At 44.0% G+C, this 16,296-nt stretch carries 14 protein-coding genes and 1 other RNA gene; 5 read left to right on the plus strand and 10 right to left on the minus strand.

Annotated elements, in window-relative coordinates:
• Positions 1–5 precede the first annotated feature (5 nt).
• Entirely contained in the window at positions 6–653 is a 648-nt protein-coding gene (locus tag RBB12_RS05205) for a hypothetical protein (RefSeq protein WP_179384170.1), read from the minus strand.
• Positions 654–791: 138 nt separating this feature from the next.
• A complete protein-coding gene (locus tag RBB12_RS05210; protein WP_306013329.1) occupies positions 792–2,483 on the minus strand; it encodes a M23 family metallopeptidase in 1,692 nt (563 codons plus the stop codon).
• 168 nt (positions 2,484–2,651) lie between these two features.
• Here RBB12_RS05210 and RBB12_RS05215 point away from each other — a divergent pair, with 168 nt between their 5' ends.
• The 4 genes from RBB12_RS05215 (at position 2,652) to rny (ending at position 5,040) form a co-directional block, all read left to right on the plus strand.
• On the plus strand, positions 2,652–2,942 hold the full coding sequence (locus RBB12_RS05215) for a hypothetical protein (protein ID WP_179384168.1): 291 nt from the start codon (positions 2,652–2,654) through the stop codon (positions 2,940–2,942).
• A 14-nt stretch (positions 2,943–2,956) separates the two neighbouring features.
• Positions 2,957–3,250 carry a cell division protein ZapA gene (locus RBB12_RS05220; protein ID WP_127141430.1) on the plus strand — a complete coding sequence of 98 codons (294 nt, stop codon included), beginning with the start codon at positions 2,957–2,959 and terminating at the stop codon, positions 3,248–3,250.
• A 54-nt stretch (positions 3,251–3,304) separates the two neighbouring features.
• Positions 3,305–3,414: non-coding RNA, 6S RNA (gene ssrS, locus RBB12_RS05225), on the plus strand.
• Positions 3,415–3,468: 54 nt separating this feature from the next.
• Complete coding sequence (rny, locus tag RBB12_RS05230) at positions 3,469–5,040, plus strand: ribonuclease Y (protein WP_179384167.1); 1,572 nt, start codon at positions 3,469–3,471, stop codon at positions 5,038–5,040.
• Here the strand turns inward: rny and RBB12_RS05235 are convergent, their stop codons facing one another.
• Positions 5,041–6,285, minus strand: coding sequence for a hypothetical protein (locus RBB12_RS05235; RefSeq protein ID WP_306013328.1), 1,245 nt, complete (start codon positions 6,283–6,285; stop codon positions 5,041–5,043).
• A 227-nt stretch (positions 6,286–6,512) separates the two neighbouring features.
• Here RBB12_RS05235 and RBB12_RS05240 point away from each other — a divergent pair, with 227 nt between their 5' ends.
• Positions 6,513–6,938 carry a CBS domain-containing protein gene (locus RBB12_RS05240; protein WP_306013327.1) on the plus strand — a complete coding sequence of 142 codons (426 nt, stop codon included), beginning with the start codon at positions 6,513–6,515 and terminating at the stop codon, positions 6,936–6,938.
• Between the two features lie 62 nt (positions 6,939–7,000).
• Here RBB12_RS05240 and RBB12_RS05245 read toward each other — a convergent pair whose 3' ends face one another.
• The 7 genes from RBB12_RS05245 to RBB12_RS05275 all read right to left on the minus strand — a co-directional run bounded on the left by RBB12_RS05245 (position 7,001) and on the right by RBB12_RS05275 (position 16,296).
• Positions 7,001–9,061 carry a DUF349 domain-containing protein gene (locus RBB12_RS05245; protein WP_306013326.1) on the minus strand — a complete coding sequence of 687 codons (2,061 nt, stop codon included), beginning with the start codon at positions 9,059–9,061 and terminating at the stop codon, positions 7,001–7,003.
• A gap of 142 nt (positions 9,062–9,203) precedes the next feature.
• Positions 9,204–9,956 carry a shikimate dehydrogenase gene (locus RBB12_RS05250; protein WP_306013325.1) on the minus strand — a complete coding sequence of 251 codons (753 nt, stop codon included), beginning with the start codon at positions 9,954–9,956 and terminating at the stop codon, positions 9,204–9,206.
• Entirely contained in the window at positions 9,910–10,947 is a 1,038-nt protein-coding gene (locus RBB12_RS05255; protein WP_306013324.1) for a DUF368 domain-containing protein, read from the minus strand. Before RBB12_RS05255 ends, RBB12_RS05250 begins: the two co-directional genes overlap by 47 nt.
• Before the next feature lie 19 nt (positions 10,948–10,966).
• Positions 10,967–11,884 carry a DUF368 domain-containing protein gene (locus RBB12_RS05260; RefSeq protein WP_293287969.1) on the minus strand — a complete coding sequence of 306 codons (918 nt, stop codon included), beginning with the start codon at positions 11,882–11,884 and terminating at the stop codon, positions 10,967–10,969.
• Between the two features lie 22 nt (positions 11,885–11,906).
• Complete coding sequence (locus RBB12_RS05265) at positions 11,907–13,307, minus strand: lipopolysaccharide assembly protein LapB (RefSeq protein ID WP_293284599.1); 1,401 nt, start codon at positions 13,305–13,307, stop codon at positions 11,907–11,909.
• 86 nt (positions 13,308–13,393) lie between these two features.
• Positions 13,394–14,590, minus strand: a complete 1,197-nt coding sequence (locus tag RBB12_RS05270; RefSeq protein ID WP_306013323.1) for an aspartate aminotransferase family protein — start codon at positions 14,588–14,590, stop codon at positions 13,394–13,396.
• Between the two features lie 2 nt (positions 14,591–14,592).
• The gene (locus tag RBB12_RS05275) at positions 14,593–16,296 is read right to left on the minus strand and encodes an OstA-like protein (RefSeq protein ID WP_306013322.1); all 1,704 of its coding nucleotides are present in this window, start codon (positions 16,294–16,296) and stop codon (positions 14,593–14,595) included.

Raw genomic sequence — 16,296 nt, forward strand, 5'->3', positions numbered from 1 at the left:
GTCGCTTAATTTCTATTTCTTCTTTTTTCCTTATCGTATGGAAACTTTCTAGATGCGGTTTTCATCATCTTATCGATAAGCTCATTCGTATTTTTGCCCGTCTTTTTGGAAATTTCATTCTCGTATTTCCATAGCAGCTTGCCGGTTTCGCCATCGCTTATTTTAACCCCAATGCGTCCATAGTTGGCATTCCCACTGAAATAATCCAAAATGCTGAAATCTGTAGGAACTCCTTCGGAAAGTAAGATATTGAGGTTGAGGTTACCGCTAATGATGCCGTCCACTTCCAATATTTTGCACAGCTCCTTGGTGGTGTAGGTATCAATGTTATCGTAAGTGATATTATTCTGTGCCAAAATAGCGTTGGTATTCGCAATATTTTGAAAGTCAACGTTGAACTTTTTCCTTTTCTTACGTCGGGAAAAATAGGTTTCAAGGGCATTTTGCACCGCATAACCTTCTTTTTGGGCCAATACGTCGAGCTCATCCTGATCAACTGCTTTTTTTAGTTCCAAATTCGCGATAAAGGGTACAATGGCAAGAATCTCGTGGTCCTCGGTGTATTCGTCAAATCGTATACTTTCATAAATGTTCTTTTGGCCCATTGCCATCGTAGTGGCAAAAAGAGTAAGCACAAAGACAATCTTTTTCATTGATCTGTTTTTAATTCAACAATCTTCACTAAGGTTACGGTTGTTGTTTATAGATGGCTGACTTTATGTATGGTACAAAAGCCATGCAAAAAAGGCATGTTTATAACGCTGGCCGATTTTACGTGTGCAAAAATAAGGCTATTTCCTGAAAAAGTTGGCTGTATAGGTACTGGAATTGCCTACGTTGTCGGTAACAATAACTTTTAGTTCACATTCGGTATCCGTCACAACATTATCATCAAAATTGTAGGTGATGGTGTTGGTTTTGGGTTCGTACTCCATCAATATCCATTTGCCGTTCAAGGTGGCCGAATAGGTGTCAATGCCGCTCAGGTCATCGGAGATGGTCAAACTGAGATAGCTGTAATTGCTCAACCATTGCTTTGCCTTAAAATTTTTGGGCCTTATCTCTGGGGCAACACTGTCCTTGACCAACGTATAGGTGCCCAAGGTACGGGTGCGCGTGGTGAAAGAGCCATCCCTTTTATACGTTTTGGAGTAGGAGGGGCGCCCCCCGCGCTCCAAATGGGCAATGAACAGTTGTTTTCTATCCGCCTCTGAATGGCCAGAGGGGTCAAAACTAATGGTGAAGTTTCGGTGCGCCGCTACACTGTTATCGTGAATGGTAACGGTATCGGAGCCTTTTTCCAAGTGGATAAAGAAATCTTCATAAAACGTGTTCGCCGGGAAATATACTTTGGCCACACCCAAATCAAAATTGTTGGGCTTGTCCGCAATCACAAAGTGGTCTGTGGTTTTATCTGCTTTCCCAATTTTTTCCTCTTGCTGTTTGCCCTCAACAGGAATAACGAGCTTGGTGGTATTGCCGGCCAAATCGGAAATATGCATTTCCACATTGTACGACATGCCATCTTCCACATCGATTTTACCATCATTGTAGAGCGTTTTGTATATGCTCAAATAGTTGTAGGGTTCCTTAAAGCATTTTTGAATACGGTCTCTGTTGTTGTAATAATGTTCATAATCAATAAGTGTATTGATGTAGAGCGATTCTCCGAAGGAGAAAGTTTCAAATTCGAATTCGGAATATATCCTACCGTTCACCGTTTGTTTGATGGCGTAAACACCGTTCTTATTGGCGGCCATATCCAAGCGGTCAAATGTATTGATGCCAAAACCGATGGTGCCGATCGCGCTTACAGGGTCGGCTAAAAAGGAACCATCCGATTGTCGGGTAAAGTTCAACTGGATTTTTTCGGCGCTCTGGTTGATCAAAGTCCCATCGGATATGGGATATCCATAAAGCTCCAAAAGGGTAGGGTCTGTAGCATCCCTGACCTCGTAACCATACAGAAGCGGGTTGGTAGGTTTACCGTTCACGCTGTTCCGTATTTCAAAATGCAGGTGCGGACCTGCGGAACCACCGGTATTTCCGGAATAGGCAATGGTATTTCCCTTGATGACCTTGAGGTCCCCATAATCTGGAAATATTTCCACTTCATAGGACTGTTCCCTGTATTGCACTTTTTTAACATATTCCTCGATTTCGGGCCCAAATTTTTGAAGGTGGCCATAAACAGAAGTATAGCCATTGGGGTGTGCTATGTAAAGAACCTTGCCATAACCCCAATGCGAGACTTTTATGCGGGTTACCGTGCCATCTCCAATCGCAAAAACAGGTAATCCCTCGCGCTGTTGTGTTTTGATGTCCACACCGGCATGGAAATGGTTAGAACGTAGTTCCCCAAAAGTTCCGGCCAACACTAAGGGAATGTCCAAGGGAGAGCGGAAAGCATCTTGCGGATATTCTTGTTGTGCATGTAGGTGGAAAATGATGGAAAAAAGGACTAAAAAGCAGGTGTGGCGCATAGGGCAATTCAAAAATTATCTACGAATGTAACCAATGTTTTGATTTGATGAAAAGATTTGAACGCCCCTATTTTGCTTAAAGCAACACTTTAAGAATAAATCCAAAAAGTATTGCGAGGTTGGGCGAGGTTGGTTAACTTTGTGTAATACGTATTGTTGTTTGCATCTATGAGCGAACTTGTTGAGATTGTGGATTCTTTGGAGAACAAGGTGAGCAAACTGCTGCACAAAATGGAGCTGTTGCATCAATTAAATGCCAAATTGAGAAATGATTTGGAACTTCTGAAGGAGGAAAACGAACTTAAACAGAACGCTCTCAAAGAATGGGAGGAGAAATATGACTCCCTAAAAATGGCGAACACGATGCTGGGTAGTAATTCGAGTAAAACAGAAGCTAAGCTCAAAATAAATACATTGATCCGCGAACTGGATGTTTGCATTGCAAAACTGGCGGATTAAAGGTTACCGAAATTATGGACGAGAAGCTCAAAATAAAGCTTTCGATTGCCGATAGGGTATATCCACTTACGATTGACCCAAGGCAGGAGGAAGGGTTGCGAAAGGCAGCCAAGAATATTGAGAATCTAGCAAAGAAGTTTGAGCAAAACTATGCCGTTCGGGACAAGCAAGATGTGTTGGCCATGTGTGCCCTGCAGTTTGCATCCAAAATTGAGCAAGGCGGAATAGACCGTTCCGAAAATGCAGAGGCCGCTATGCAGCGACTCCGGGCTTTGGACGAGCTGGTCCATTCCAAACTGGGAGAATAAGTTCTTTTAAATAAAATATTGTTACTGCCCACATTGGTAAATATTTTTTGACAAACTCAACACTAATATAATTAGAAAGGGTGAGTTTAGGCTGTAAAAGCAGGCCCTACCCGTATAGGGATCCTTGATCAGTCTGTTAGCCCTAAACCTGTATTTTGGAGTTTGTACAAAACTTCTTCCGATGTGGGCTTTTTTTTTTAACTAAACACAAACTAAACATGGATAATATCATAGTGATTGTTGTTGCGGCAGTCGTTGGATTGGCAATTGGTTTTGCCATAGCCAAGATGATGGAGAAGGGAAAGGCATCCAAGACCATTGCCAATGCAAAGCGAGAAGCGGCCAATATCGTAAAAGAGGCCAATAAGGAAGGGGAAAGCATCAAAAAGGATAAAATCTTTCAGGCGAAGGAGAAGTTTTTGGAGTTGAAGGCAGAGCATGAAAAGGTCATCATCAACAAGGATAAAAAAATCGCGGAAGCCGAAAAGCGCACCAGGGACAAAGAATCGCAGGTGAGCAGCGAATTGGCCAAGAACAAAAAACTGAACGACCAACTGCAACAGAAAATCAAGGAGGTCGATTACAAAAGCGAGATACTCGATAAGAAACAGGCCGAAGTAGAGAAATTGCACAAAAGTCAGGTGCAGCAACTAGAGGTCATTTCCGGACTCTCCGCAGAGGATGCCAAGGCGCAACTGCTAGAGTCTTTAAAAGAAACCGCCAAGAGCGATGCCATGGCTTACCTCCAAAACACCTTGGAAGAAGCGAAGCTTACCGCACAACAAGAGGCCCGAAAGATTGTAATCAATACCATTCAACGCATCGGAACCGAAGAAGCCGTTGAAAACTGCGTTTCCGTATTCAATTTGGAGTCAGATGATGTAAAAGGGCGAATCATCGGTCGTGAAGGAAGAAATATCCGTGCTCTGGAAGCAGCCACTGGGGTTGAAATCATTGTAGACGATACGCCTGAGGCCATCATACTGTCCTGCTTCGATTCTGTGAGACGGGAAGTGGCCAGATTGTCCTTGCACCGTTTGGTAACTGATGGTCGAATCCACCCTGCCCGTATCGAAGAGGTCGTCAAAAAGACCGAGAAGCAAATCAATGAGGAAATCGCCGAAATTGGAAAACGTACCGTGATAGATTTGGGTATTCATGGCCTGCACCCCGAATTGATCAAAGCTGTTGGGCGAATGAAGTACCGTTCCTCTTACGGACAAAATCTCTTGCAGCACTCCAGGGAAGTCGCAAAACTTTGCGGTGTAATGGCTGCCGAATTGGGCATAAATCCAAAATTGGCGAAAAGAGCTGGATTGTTGCACGATATTGGAAAAGTACCCATGGCCGAGGTGGAAGTGGAGACCCCACACGCCATTTTGGGAATGCAATGGGCACAAAAATATGGGGAGAAAGATGAAGTATGCAATGCGATTGGTGCCCACCACGATGAAGTAGAAATGACCACACTTATTTCACCCATAGTTCAGGTGTGTGATGCCATCAGCGGTGCACGTCCTGGCGCCAGAAGGCAGGTGTTGGATTCCTATATCCAACGTTTGAAGGATTTGGAGGATATCGCCTTTGGTTTCCACGGCGTACAGAAAGCCTACGCCATTCAAGCGGGTAGGGAACTACGCGTGATCGTGGAGAGCGAAAAGGTGAACGACGACAAGGCCGCCGAACTTTCGTTCGAAATCTCCCAGAAAATCCAAACAGATATGACCTATCCAGGCCAAGTAAAGGTCACCGTAATCCGGGAAACCAGATCGGTGAACGTAGCGAAATAATTAGTATCCGGCATTCTTTAAAATCCAACTTATGGGGAGATCCGAGTATTGCGTGCTGGATCGGTTTGTAGTATTGGTCGGATTTTTGGTCATAACTACCAACCACATTCCCTCACCATAAGTAATGGTGGTAATGGAGTATCCCTTTTCGGCCCGTTCCTTAATCCATTCGAACGGATAAGATGCATCCGTTTTCCAAGTTTGTGCCCCTAATTTGGAACCCTTGGTCATCGTTAAGGCCCATAATCCGTTACCATAGGTGGCCGAAGTAATCGCATAGTCCTCGTTCCAGCTATCAATCATCCAATCCCTGGGTATATCGTAGCTTGTACGCCAACGTTGGGTGCCAAATCCAGTGTTCTTGTCCATGGCAAGGTACCAGTTGCCACCCCCGTACATCATGGAGGTAATGTGGTAACCGTCATCCCATTTTTCGCTGACCCATTCCTTTGGAAAAGTTTCGGATTTTCTCCAAGATTGTGGTCCACGGCCAGAACCCTTGCTCATCAGAACCACAAAGGTTTTTTTGCTTTCATCATAATCGAAAGTGCTGATGTAGAAACCGTTCGCCCATTGACTTTTTATCCATTCACTGGGAAACTCTGTCGATTCTTTGATGCGCTGTTCCGAATAGGAGGTTTTGGTCTTGGAGTCCATTACGGCTGCCCAAACTGATTGACCATCCACACCATTGGCCAAAACAGTAACCGAGTTATTGGGTACTGAAAAGGATAGTTCACCTTTGTTCATGTACATGAGTAACTGTAGCAATTCTTCACCCTCTAAAAAGTAATCGTCCAAATACCCCTTTGTCATCGCTTCTGGGTTGAGTTCTACCCAGTACAGCATTGGCTTCATCACTTGTGTGAAGTCGCCACTCGAGAACGCATTGTCATCGGCAGTATAGGCTTGGAAGGAGCCCCCGTTATTTTTCAGGTAAAAATTGTCCGCGCTGTAGCTGGAGCCGGATGGCCCGCGAACAATGTAAGCGTCGTATCCATTCAGGTATTTGTCCGTTGTACCATCCGCTTTTTGAAAGTCCTTGTAACTGCAGATATAGCCCGCGACTTTATCTGCCCCGTTGGCATAATATTTTACACGGACCACTGCTTCGGTATCGCTATAAAAAATGACAAGGGCCGTGTATTTCACCTCGCCGCTTACCCAGCTGGTCTCAAAATAGTTTTGTGAGATGACCGGAAGGCTGCAAAGCAAGAACAAGAAAAGAGTAAAAAAATTCTTCATTGGTATTGGATTGGTTGGTATTTGACTATAAAAATGAAGGTTCCTACTGGAAAACCCAAAAAAATGAGATGTAAGGATAAAAAATGGATGTGAATTTCATTTTGATGGAAGTCGAGACTCCATTTTACGGATATCCTGTGTCAACAGGCGATAGGCTGACAATTATCATACTTTTCCAGTAGGTATTGGAGTAACTTCATTCGAGGAATTGATAAACTAATGGAGTGATGAAAAATAGTGTACCTATCTCAAAAATAATGACCAGAAAACTGGTCACGCTCTCTCCCCAAGATGATTTGGTGACCGCGGAGCGATTGTTTAAAAAGCACCGTATACGACATATCCCTGTTGTTGAGGGGAATACCATCAAAGGCATGTTGAGCTACACGGATTTGCTCCGGATTAGCTTTGCCGATGCGGTGGACGAACATGAAGAATATGTGGATACCATTGTATACAACATGTTTACCATACCACAAGTGATGGTGAGCGATGTGGTTACCGTATCTTCGACAACTTCCATTAAGGATGTCGCACGTTTTCTTTCTAAAAAGGAGTTTCATGCATTACCGGTGGTGGATAACGGAAAAATTGTGGGGATCGTTACCACTACGGACTTGATCAACTATTTACTCGAATGTATCGAAGCTTAGGCGAAAGAAAAGCAAAGGGCCGCTTTTAGCGGCCCTTTGTTGTTTTGCCTAAAAGGCAATGTTTATTCTTCCTCTTCGCTGCCCTCAGCTTCTTCCTCTTCACTTTCCTTATTGAGCTTATGCTCCAAGATATTGAGGTTTTTCATCTTTTCCTTCCAGGTTTGGAGGGCTTCTTTTTGCTTGTTCAATTTTTGGACTACCTCTTTCACCAGCGGATTGTCCTCTGAGTCGTTGGAGAAAAACTGTAGATTGTTCTCCAATTGGCGAATTTCGGACTTGACTTCGTCAATTTTGCGTTTTACAAAAATACGCTCATTGCCAATGGCGTAATTGTCCTCGGTCTTGGCCAGTTCCTGTACCTTGTTTCCATACTTCAACAACTCGGATTGTTCCTTGGCAATCCCTAATTTTTTGAACAGGGCGTCCACAATTTTATTGAATTTCCCGTTGATGTGTTTTTTATTGTAGGGAATACGGCCATATTGCTTCCACTCGGACAAAAAGGCTTTGATGTCCTCGATATCCTTTTTCTTGTCTCCGCTCAACTGGAAGGCTTTTAAACGGTCAAGGCACTCGCTTTTCTTTTTAAAGTTCTCGAACTCTTCGTTATGGGCGTCGTTTCTTTCGGCATGCAAACGGTCAAAATAATGATTGCAGGCATCCTTGAACTCTTTCCATATTTTGTCGGAGTACTTTCGGGGCACATGCCCAATTTTTTTCCAGTCACGCTGTATGCGCTTCATCTGTGGGGTTACTTCGGCCCAATCATCACTATCCTTCAGGGAAACGGCTAACTGCAAAAGCTCTCTTTTCTTTTCAAGGTTTTGCTGTTGCTCCTTTTTTTGGTTCTTGTAAAAGGCATTTTTGGTACGGTTGAACTTGCGTACGGTCTCCTTGAACTGTCCCCAGGTCTCCTCGTTCACTTTTTGGGGCACCTTTCCAGCTTTAAAGAAGGATTCGCGAAGCGCTTCCACCTCCTTAATTTGCTGTTGAATTCCGCGATGGTTGTCGGCCACGTTTTCGGCAATCTTGGCTATGCCCGCAATAATCTCTTGTTTTTTCTCAAGGTTTTTCTCGTAAACCTTCTCCAACTCTTGGAAATGCTCTTGCCTCCGTTGGTGCATGGCCTTGGTGGCATTGCTGAACTTTTCCCAAATTTCTTCCCGATGTTCCTTGGCAACGGGACCAATGTCTTCCTTCCATATTTTATGAAGGGTCTGCAGTTCGCGGAAGGCCTTGTTCAGGTCCGGTTCATCGGCCAGTGCTTCGGCACGTTCCACCAATTTCTGCTTCTCTTCAAGATTGTGTTTAAAATCAAGGTCACGCAATTCTCGGTTGAGGTGCAGGAAATCGTAAAAGATTTCCATGTGATGGTGGTAAGTGCGCCATACATCATTGTAATTGGCCCTTGGAATAGGCCCTGCATTTTTCCAGCGGTTTTGCAGGTCTTTGAAATTATTGTAAGTGGTGTTGATATCTTCCTCAATGTCGATGAGCCCTTTGAGTTCCTCTATGATTTCCAACCTTTTCTGCAAGTTGGTTTTTAAGGACTGGTCCAGTTGTTTGTAGTACTGGTCCCGTTTTTCCCTAAAATCCGAGTAGACTTCGTTGAACTGCCTTTTGGCTACCGAGTTGTACCTAAAATCCACTTCATTTCCTCCCTTGGAGATGAATTCTTCCTTTTTCTCATCCAGAAAATCCTGAAATTTCTGGTCAAATTCATATTTAATGGCGCTCACATGCTTGTTGATGGCCTGTACTTTCTCATTCTTGACCAAGCGCTGGAGCTCCCCAACGAGGTTTTCCATGGACATAGAATGATAGTCCAGCATGGGGATGGTGTGCCTTTTTTCGTTTTCGGTATCCTCGGCATCCTCGGCGTTGGATTCATCGATTTCATCCAAGTGATCGTTGGACTCTTCCTTTTTGGGGCTTTTATCGTCGCTATCCTCTGTGGGAACCGCTTTGGATTCGGGTTCATTGGAACCTTCGGTTTCGGATACTGTATCCTCGGCTACTTTTGGTTCGGCCTGAGTGGCTTGTTCCAATGGTGCCTTTGTTTGTTCTGTAGATTCCTCTTTGCCACCTTCAGCCTGCTGAAGTTTACGATCCTTGTCCTGCATTAGTCGCTAGTTTACCTAATTGATTGATGAAAGTTATTGCCAATTTAACAACTTAATTGTCTAATAGCAAAAGTATTGATTCTTCTTTTGTGCGATTTGGTGGATGTACGGAAGGGCCGGATGTCTTTACCAAAGGTAATTTTTAGACTTGGTTCCAGATTTCCCAAGCCTTTTCTGCCTGTTGTTCGAGCATGTTTAGACCATTGCTTATCTGGGCACCCCTTGCTTCACCTGCTGCTAAAAAGCTTGTTTTTTCCGGGTTGTAGATCAGGTCGTAGAGTAAATGGTCGGTTCCTATAAACTCGTAGGGGATGTTGGGTTTATCCTCTGTTTTTGGGTAGGTTCCCAAGGGTGTACAGTTAATAATGAGTGTATTTTCCCTGATGATGTCCCTGTTCAAGTCGTTATAGGTATATTGACCTTCTTTGTTGCTGCGGGATACATAAGTGCTTTCAATTCCCAATTCGTTAAGCACAAATCTTACCGCTTTGGAGGCGCCTCCTGTTCCCAGGATCAATGCTTTGGTATGATGTGCTTTTAAAAAGGGTTCCAGTGATGTTCGGAATCCAAAGGCATCGGTATTGAAGCCCTTTAGCCCTTTTTCTGTGAATTGAATGGTGTTGACGGCACCGATTTGAGCTGCTTTTGGGTCCAGTTCATCCAAATAAGGCAATACCTCTTGCTTGTAGGGAATGGTGACGTTAAGGCCTTTTAGGTTTTTTTGCGCCAAGACCTGCTGAACATCGTCGATTTGTTGGATATCAAAATTTTCGTAGCTATGGTCTTGAAGGCCCAAATCCTTGAATTTTTGGGTAAAGTATCCTTGGGAAAAGGAATAGAAAATATTTCTACCGAGCAGCCCGTACCTGTTCATTCTTTTTTCTGTTGTTGCCATACCAATCCAAAATCAATAATACCAAAATCCCCATCAATATAAAAAGGATGGCCCACCAAGTTTCCGCCTCGGCCATATTCGGGAAGTGTCGTGTATAATTTTGAATAATCTTGTCGCCGTTCGAATCCAATAACGGATTTCCGGCTTCATCCAACTTGAAAATAGTTCGTTTCCATGGCCAAAGGACCCCCAACGACCCCGTAATAAAGCCCAGCAGGACTGCCGTTGTAGTTGCTTTGAAATGCTTCAATACATAACTGAGCAAATGGGAAAAGGTGACCAATCCGGTAATTGAACCCAAGGTGAACACGCCTAAAATTTTTAGAATCTGAATACGTTCCTTGTTGTTGACAAAGCTGAAATCGCCCGAAAACACTTCGGAAAATGTATCGTAAAGGGCATTTACGGAATCAACCAAGAGCAGGACATAATTGCCCAACAGAATCAAAATAAACGAACCGGAAAGTCCTGGAAGCGTCATTCCGGAAACACTGATAATCCCGCAGAAGAAAATAAACAGCAAATTATCGTTCTCCTTGGCAGGGTTCAAAAAACTGATGGAAACACCCACCACCAAACCAAATATTCCTGCTGGAATGGTACGCTGGTTCCAGGGCGAAAAGTCTTTTCCGATATAGTAAATGGACCCGATGACCATCCCAAAAAAGGTGGCCCACACAAAGAGTTCGTTGTGATCCAAGAAATAGTCCAAAATCCGGGAAACGCTAAAATAGCTGACCAACATCCCGAAGATCAAGAGCCCCAGAAACTTGGCATTGATGTACCTAAAAAAACTTTTGAACCTACCGTTGAACAGCAGTTTTACCGCTTTGGAGTTTAGTTTTTGAAGCGAGTAGATGAATTCTTCGTAAAAGCCGGCCACAAAGGCCACAATACCTCCGGAAACACCTGGAACCTTGTTCGCGGCACCCATGCAAAGTCCCTTAATGACCAAGAAAAAATTGTCCAGAAGTGTTCTAGGTTGCTGCATGCGCCTTAATGGGTTTTCCTTATTTTTTGGAAGCTAATCTTTCCAGGATAAAAATAAGTGAAAAACCTAGGATGGCTAACACTAGGGCAAGCATTAATTTGCTATCGCCCTCAAAAGCGCCGGGAAGCACGTTCATATCGTCCACCACAATGGTCTTGTCACCAAAGGTTTTGGTTTCCAATACCTTTTTCCAGGGCCAAATTTTATTGAGCGAACCCAAAATAAAGCCTGTCAAAAGGGCCAAGGTGATGTTTTTATAGTGATTGAACATCCATTTGAGCAATCGAGCGAAGCTCAAAAGACCAAAAATAGCTCCAATGCCCACGGTCAAAATAATTTTAAAGTCCCTTTCGTGAACAGCGTCCAAAATGGTTTTGTAGGAGCCAAGCAGCACCAAAATAAATGCCCCTGAGATTCCGGGCAAGATCATGGCGCAAATGGCCAAGGCTCCGGAAAGGAACAGATAGGGGAGACTATCCACATTATCGCTGGCCGGCAGTTCGGTAATAAAAAAGGCAAGGGCCGCACCCAAAAGCAGTACCACAATCGAACCTATGTTCCACCTCGTGATTTCCTTACCGACCATAAAAATGGAAGCCACTACCAAGCCAAAAAAGAAAGACCAGAGCAAAATGGGCTCATTTTCCAAAAGCCAGCTCAAGAATTTGGCCAAGGAAAGGACGCTGATGAAAATCCCAACGAACAATGCCAAAAGAAAATTGCCATTGACCTTGTTCCAGACGGCTTTGATACCGTCTTTTCGCAACATTTTGATGAGGGAAAGGTCTATGTTGTTGATGGAGGTGATGAGTTCCTCATAAATTCCGGAAATAAAGGCGATGGTTCCTCCGGATACTCCCGGGACTACGTCGGCGGCACCCATGGCCATACCTTTAAGGGTGATAAATACGTAGTCCAGTGTACGACGTGCTTGCATGAATTTTTGGGCTATGGTGGGGTTACTTGGCGGTTCTCCTGACTTTGGAAACCAACGCTTTCACCCAATCAACTTCTATGAATTCTGGGAATTCCTTTTCAAATTGCCGCAATTTACCAATATCCACTTTCATGGCCTTGGACAAAATGGTTTTTGCTTCGTCCAAGTCGTTATTTTTTAAATGGAGACCCGCCAATTTGTAGGTGAGGTCGGAATTATCGGGATAAAACTCCAAACCTTGGATAAGTACTTGAATAGCGGAATTGTAATCCCCAATTTGGTTGAGTACTTCGGCCCAGTTTCTCCATGTTGCCAATTCGTAGTTGCCCAAATCCACCGCTTGTTTGTAGGCAAAGTCGGCTTCATCATAATTTTCGAGCGCTGCATAAATCTTGGCTGCTTTTTTCCAATATTTTGGGTTTTCACCATCTATATTAATAGCCTTGTTGATGTAATACAGGGCTTTTTCGTAATTCTTTTGTCCATAATGGAAGTCGGTGATGGCCAACCAACCTTTGTCCAGCAAAGGGTCTTCATGTACGGTATGATAGTAATAATACTTGGCCAGATCGTAATTTCCCAGTTTTTCATGGCATTTGCCCAAACGTAAAAATGCATAGGAAGTAGGGTCTTCCATAGTGATGGTGGACTCGTAGTTTTCTATGGCTTCGTTGTACCTGCCCAGTTTTTCCAACACCTTGCCTTTTTCAAAATAGGCCCCGATGAAAGAATCGTCTGAAATCACCGCAAAATCAAATGCCGTCAATGCTTCCAGATACAAATTTTTGGCCAAGTACATTTTACCGAGTTGATGCCAGGCCACTTCGCAGTAAGGATTGCGGTCCAAATAATCGTTCAGGTAGTAGATGCTCCCATCAAAATCTTCCAAAAATTCAAAACAGTACACCACATTGTATAGGGATGAATAGTCACTGTCATCCATTTCCACACAGCGCATAAAGCTGAGTTTGGCCTGCTCATAGTTATCCATGAACAGATATTCCATTCCCAAAAGGGAGTGAATGTCAAAGGAGTGGTCGGTCACGTTAAGTGCTTCCAAGAGCAAATTTACTGCTTCCTGGTGTTTGTCCTGCTTGGAACGGATATTGGCTCTTTGAATGTAGATTTCCTCATTGCCCGCATTGATGTTCTGGATTTCGTCCAAGAGTGTCTCGGCAGCTTCAAATTTGTCCTCAAAAGCCAAAACCTCCACCTGCAAAAGCTTTAATTCCATGGAATTGGGATGTTGTTCCAAACCAATTTGAATGGCTTTTTTGCCTAGGGATATTTTGCCGTTGTTCAGGTAGTGGTGGATGATTTCCTCAAAGTCCTCCGCATCGAAGAAGTAGACGTCATCCGTCTTGAGCATGGACTCAAATTTGCTTATCGATTTGTCAGGATATTCGTTAGATTCTAACGCCATAGGAACGTTTTTGGTTGAACTATGGACTTAAAATTAACCTTTTGGGTTGCTCTTGAAGTCCATTTTTAGGGTATGTTATCAACAAATTAGTTAACAGTAGGGGTTGGATAGTCGTTTAAAATGCCAAGTATTACGTCGCAACCCTCCTCAATTTCTTTCATGGAAATGGTGAGTGGAGGCGATATTCGAACGGCTCGCTGCTCGAACAGTAACCAGAATAAGATAAGTCCTTTTTTTGCGGCTTCAAGCACCACGTAATTGGCTATCTCCTTGTTTTTCATGATGGGAGCCAGCATCAACCCTTTTCCTCTAACTTCTTCTATTAATGGATGTTGTAATAGTTTTCGGAACAGCTTTTCCTTTTCCAAGGTCTGTTCCATGAGGTTGGTTTCGGTAATTTCTTTCAAGGTGGCCAAACTGGCGGCTGCGATGACCGGATTTCCCCCAAATGTGGTGATATGTCCCAGTTTTGGGTGGTCCATCAAATCGCTCATCAACTCGTGCGAAGCCACAAAAGCACCCACGGGCAAACCCGAGGCCATTCCTTTGCCGATGACCATAATATCGGGAATGCAATTAAAGTGTTCAAAAGCGAACAATTTGCCCGTACGTCCAAATCCAGGTTGAATTTCGTCCAATATCAGCAAGGCACCGACTTCGTCGCAGCGTTTTCTTACCTTTTCCAGATAGCCATTTTGGGGCACAATAAACCCAGCCCCTCCTTGGATGGTTTCCAGTACCACTGCGGCAGTGCGTTCCGTGATTTGCTCCAAATCGTTCTCCGAATTGAACTCAATAAACCCCACATCGGGAATCAAAGGGCGGAAGGCACCTTTGCGTTCTTCGTAAGTCATCAAACTCAAACTGCCCATGGTATTGCCATGATAGGCGTTCTTGGCAGCGATAATTTGGGAGCGGCCTGTATGTCTTCGGGCCAATTTTAGGGCACCTTCCATGGCTTCGGTTCCTGAGTTGACCAAATACGTGGTACTTAGGTTTTTTGGAAGAAGGGAGGCCAGTAGCTTGGAATATGCTACGGCAGGCTCCTGTACATACTCCCCATAGACCATAACGTGCATGTACTGGTCCACTTGTGCCTTGATGGCTTCCACCACCCTTGGGTGTCCATGTCCCAAACTACATGCCGATACACCTGCTACGAAATCCAAATGCGCATTGCCCTCCTTGTCGTAAATATAGCTTCCCTTCGCATGGGAGACCTCCAAGGCCAGTGGATGCGGGGAAGTTTGGGCTTGGTATGTGAAAAAATCGTCTTTGGACATGGCTATTGGGTCTGTGCCTTCTTTTTGAGCACCGGTTTCTTTGGCTTTGTCGCCTTGGTGTTGGGTGCGTTTATGGGGTCGTTCGTGTTGTTCTGACGCTCGTTTTCCTCGGCATCAATATCGATAGGGTTGTCTATACCCCGAATTTTGACCAATTCAATGTTGTTGTCGTCTTCATCAAAAATTTCTTCCTTGGATATGATTCGTTCTTCACCCCGCCATACAAAGCCCTTCAATTTTCGACTTTCTACGGGCAAATCGGTTTCCGGGAAAATATCACCATCAGGATTCACAAAAAAAGTGATGTCCTCAATGTCATTATTGGCCATCAGCAGTCTGATTTTGCTACAAATGGTCTTGTCGATGCCCACAAGTTCCTCATCGTCGTTGTAAACGTAATAGATGACTTCGGTATTTTGGACCAAATCAATGATTTTCAATTCGTTTTCAATGAACTTGCCAAAAAGATTTTTTCCTTTAGCTTGATTGTAGCCGGTTCTGCCGATGGTATCCAACGAAATAATAAAGGCATTTTCTATCACTTTGAGGGAATCCAGCTTATCGGTTTCCAAATCGGAAATCAAGTGAATGCTATCGCCTGTTATTTGATTATCCACATTCCATAAAATAGGGTCGGTGATCAATTGGGTGATGCCCGTTTTTTCCTCAAAATGGATGGAATCACATTTACCGCTCAAATCCGTTTTGTAAAATTTGGCGTTTCTGAAAGCTCTCAGAACGCGCTCTTCTTTCTTTCCGGTCACCATCAAGGTATCGCCGTGCATGTACAGCGAGTCCTTTTCCACCAAACTGATGGAAACTGCCCTTTTGGTAGCAAAAACAGAATCTTTGGCTTTGTGCACCTCGGCGTAGTGTGCCCGAATCACTCCATTGTTGATGGTGTCCGTGATTTGGATATTGTTGGTGGCCGAAGCAAATTCCTTGAACTTATCGAAATACAGGCTGTCGCCCTCGATGATTTTATTGTCGTAATCAATACGGGTGTTTTTGATACCGTAGCCCTGTTCAATCTTGGTGTCGTAGAAGCCGCGCTCGCAATAGATTTTATATTCCTCTCCCGTGATCGTGGAAGGGCCGTACATATAGGCGTTTTTGGAAGTGGTGTAATAGTCCAATTGCTCCGAATCTATGATGTAATCCGGGTTGTCGATGTGTACATTGCGCTGAAATTGGTACTTTTTTGGGGTCATAAAGTAGGTGCCCACCTTGCTGGTCAGCACATTGGCCGAGTCAACTACCTTACCTCCCGAGTTGTAATAGGCCTCCTGCTTTTCCCTATTAAAATAAAGCGTATCGGTGGTCAACCGCATCTGTCCGTTCGTAAGGTCCACTTTTTCCCAAGCTTTTGCGAGTTTGGTGTTCCCGTCGTAATCCATCTTCCCGCTGTTCATTTCAATGGAATCACCTTGTTGCAAGCGGATATTTCCAATGGCTTTTAATCGGTTTTCTTCCGCATAAAAAATGGCAATATCGCACCAAAGGTCCGCCCCTTGATGCTCAAACTGCACCTGCCTTTCGTCGTCCTTGCTAAAAATCGAAGCACCGGGGAATTGGGCCTCATCCTTGGTGAAGTTGGCCCCATACACGATGTTGATTTGTCTTCCGCCTTCTTGCTGTTGTTCTTGGGCGAACCCACTCAAAAGGGCAAAAAACACTATGAAAAATGCACTATTTTTCAAATTCAT

Origin of the sequence: Allomuricauda sp. MMSF_3307 (assembly GCF_030733585.1) — a bacterium.
Taxonomy (GTDB): Bacteria; Bacteroidota; Bacteroidia; order Flavobacteriales; family Flavobacteriaceae; genus Flagellimonas.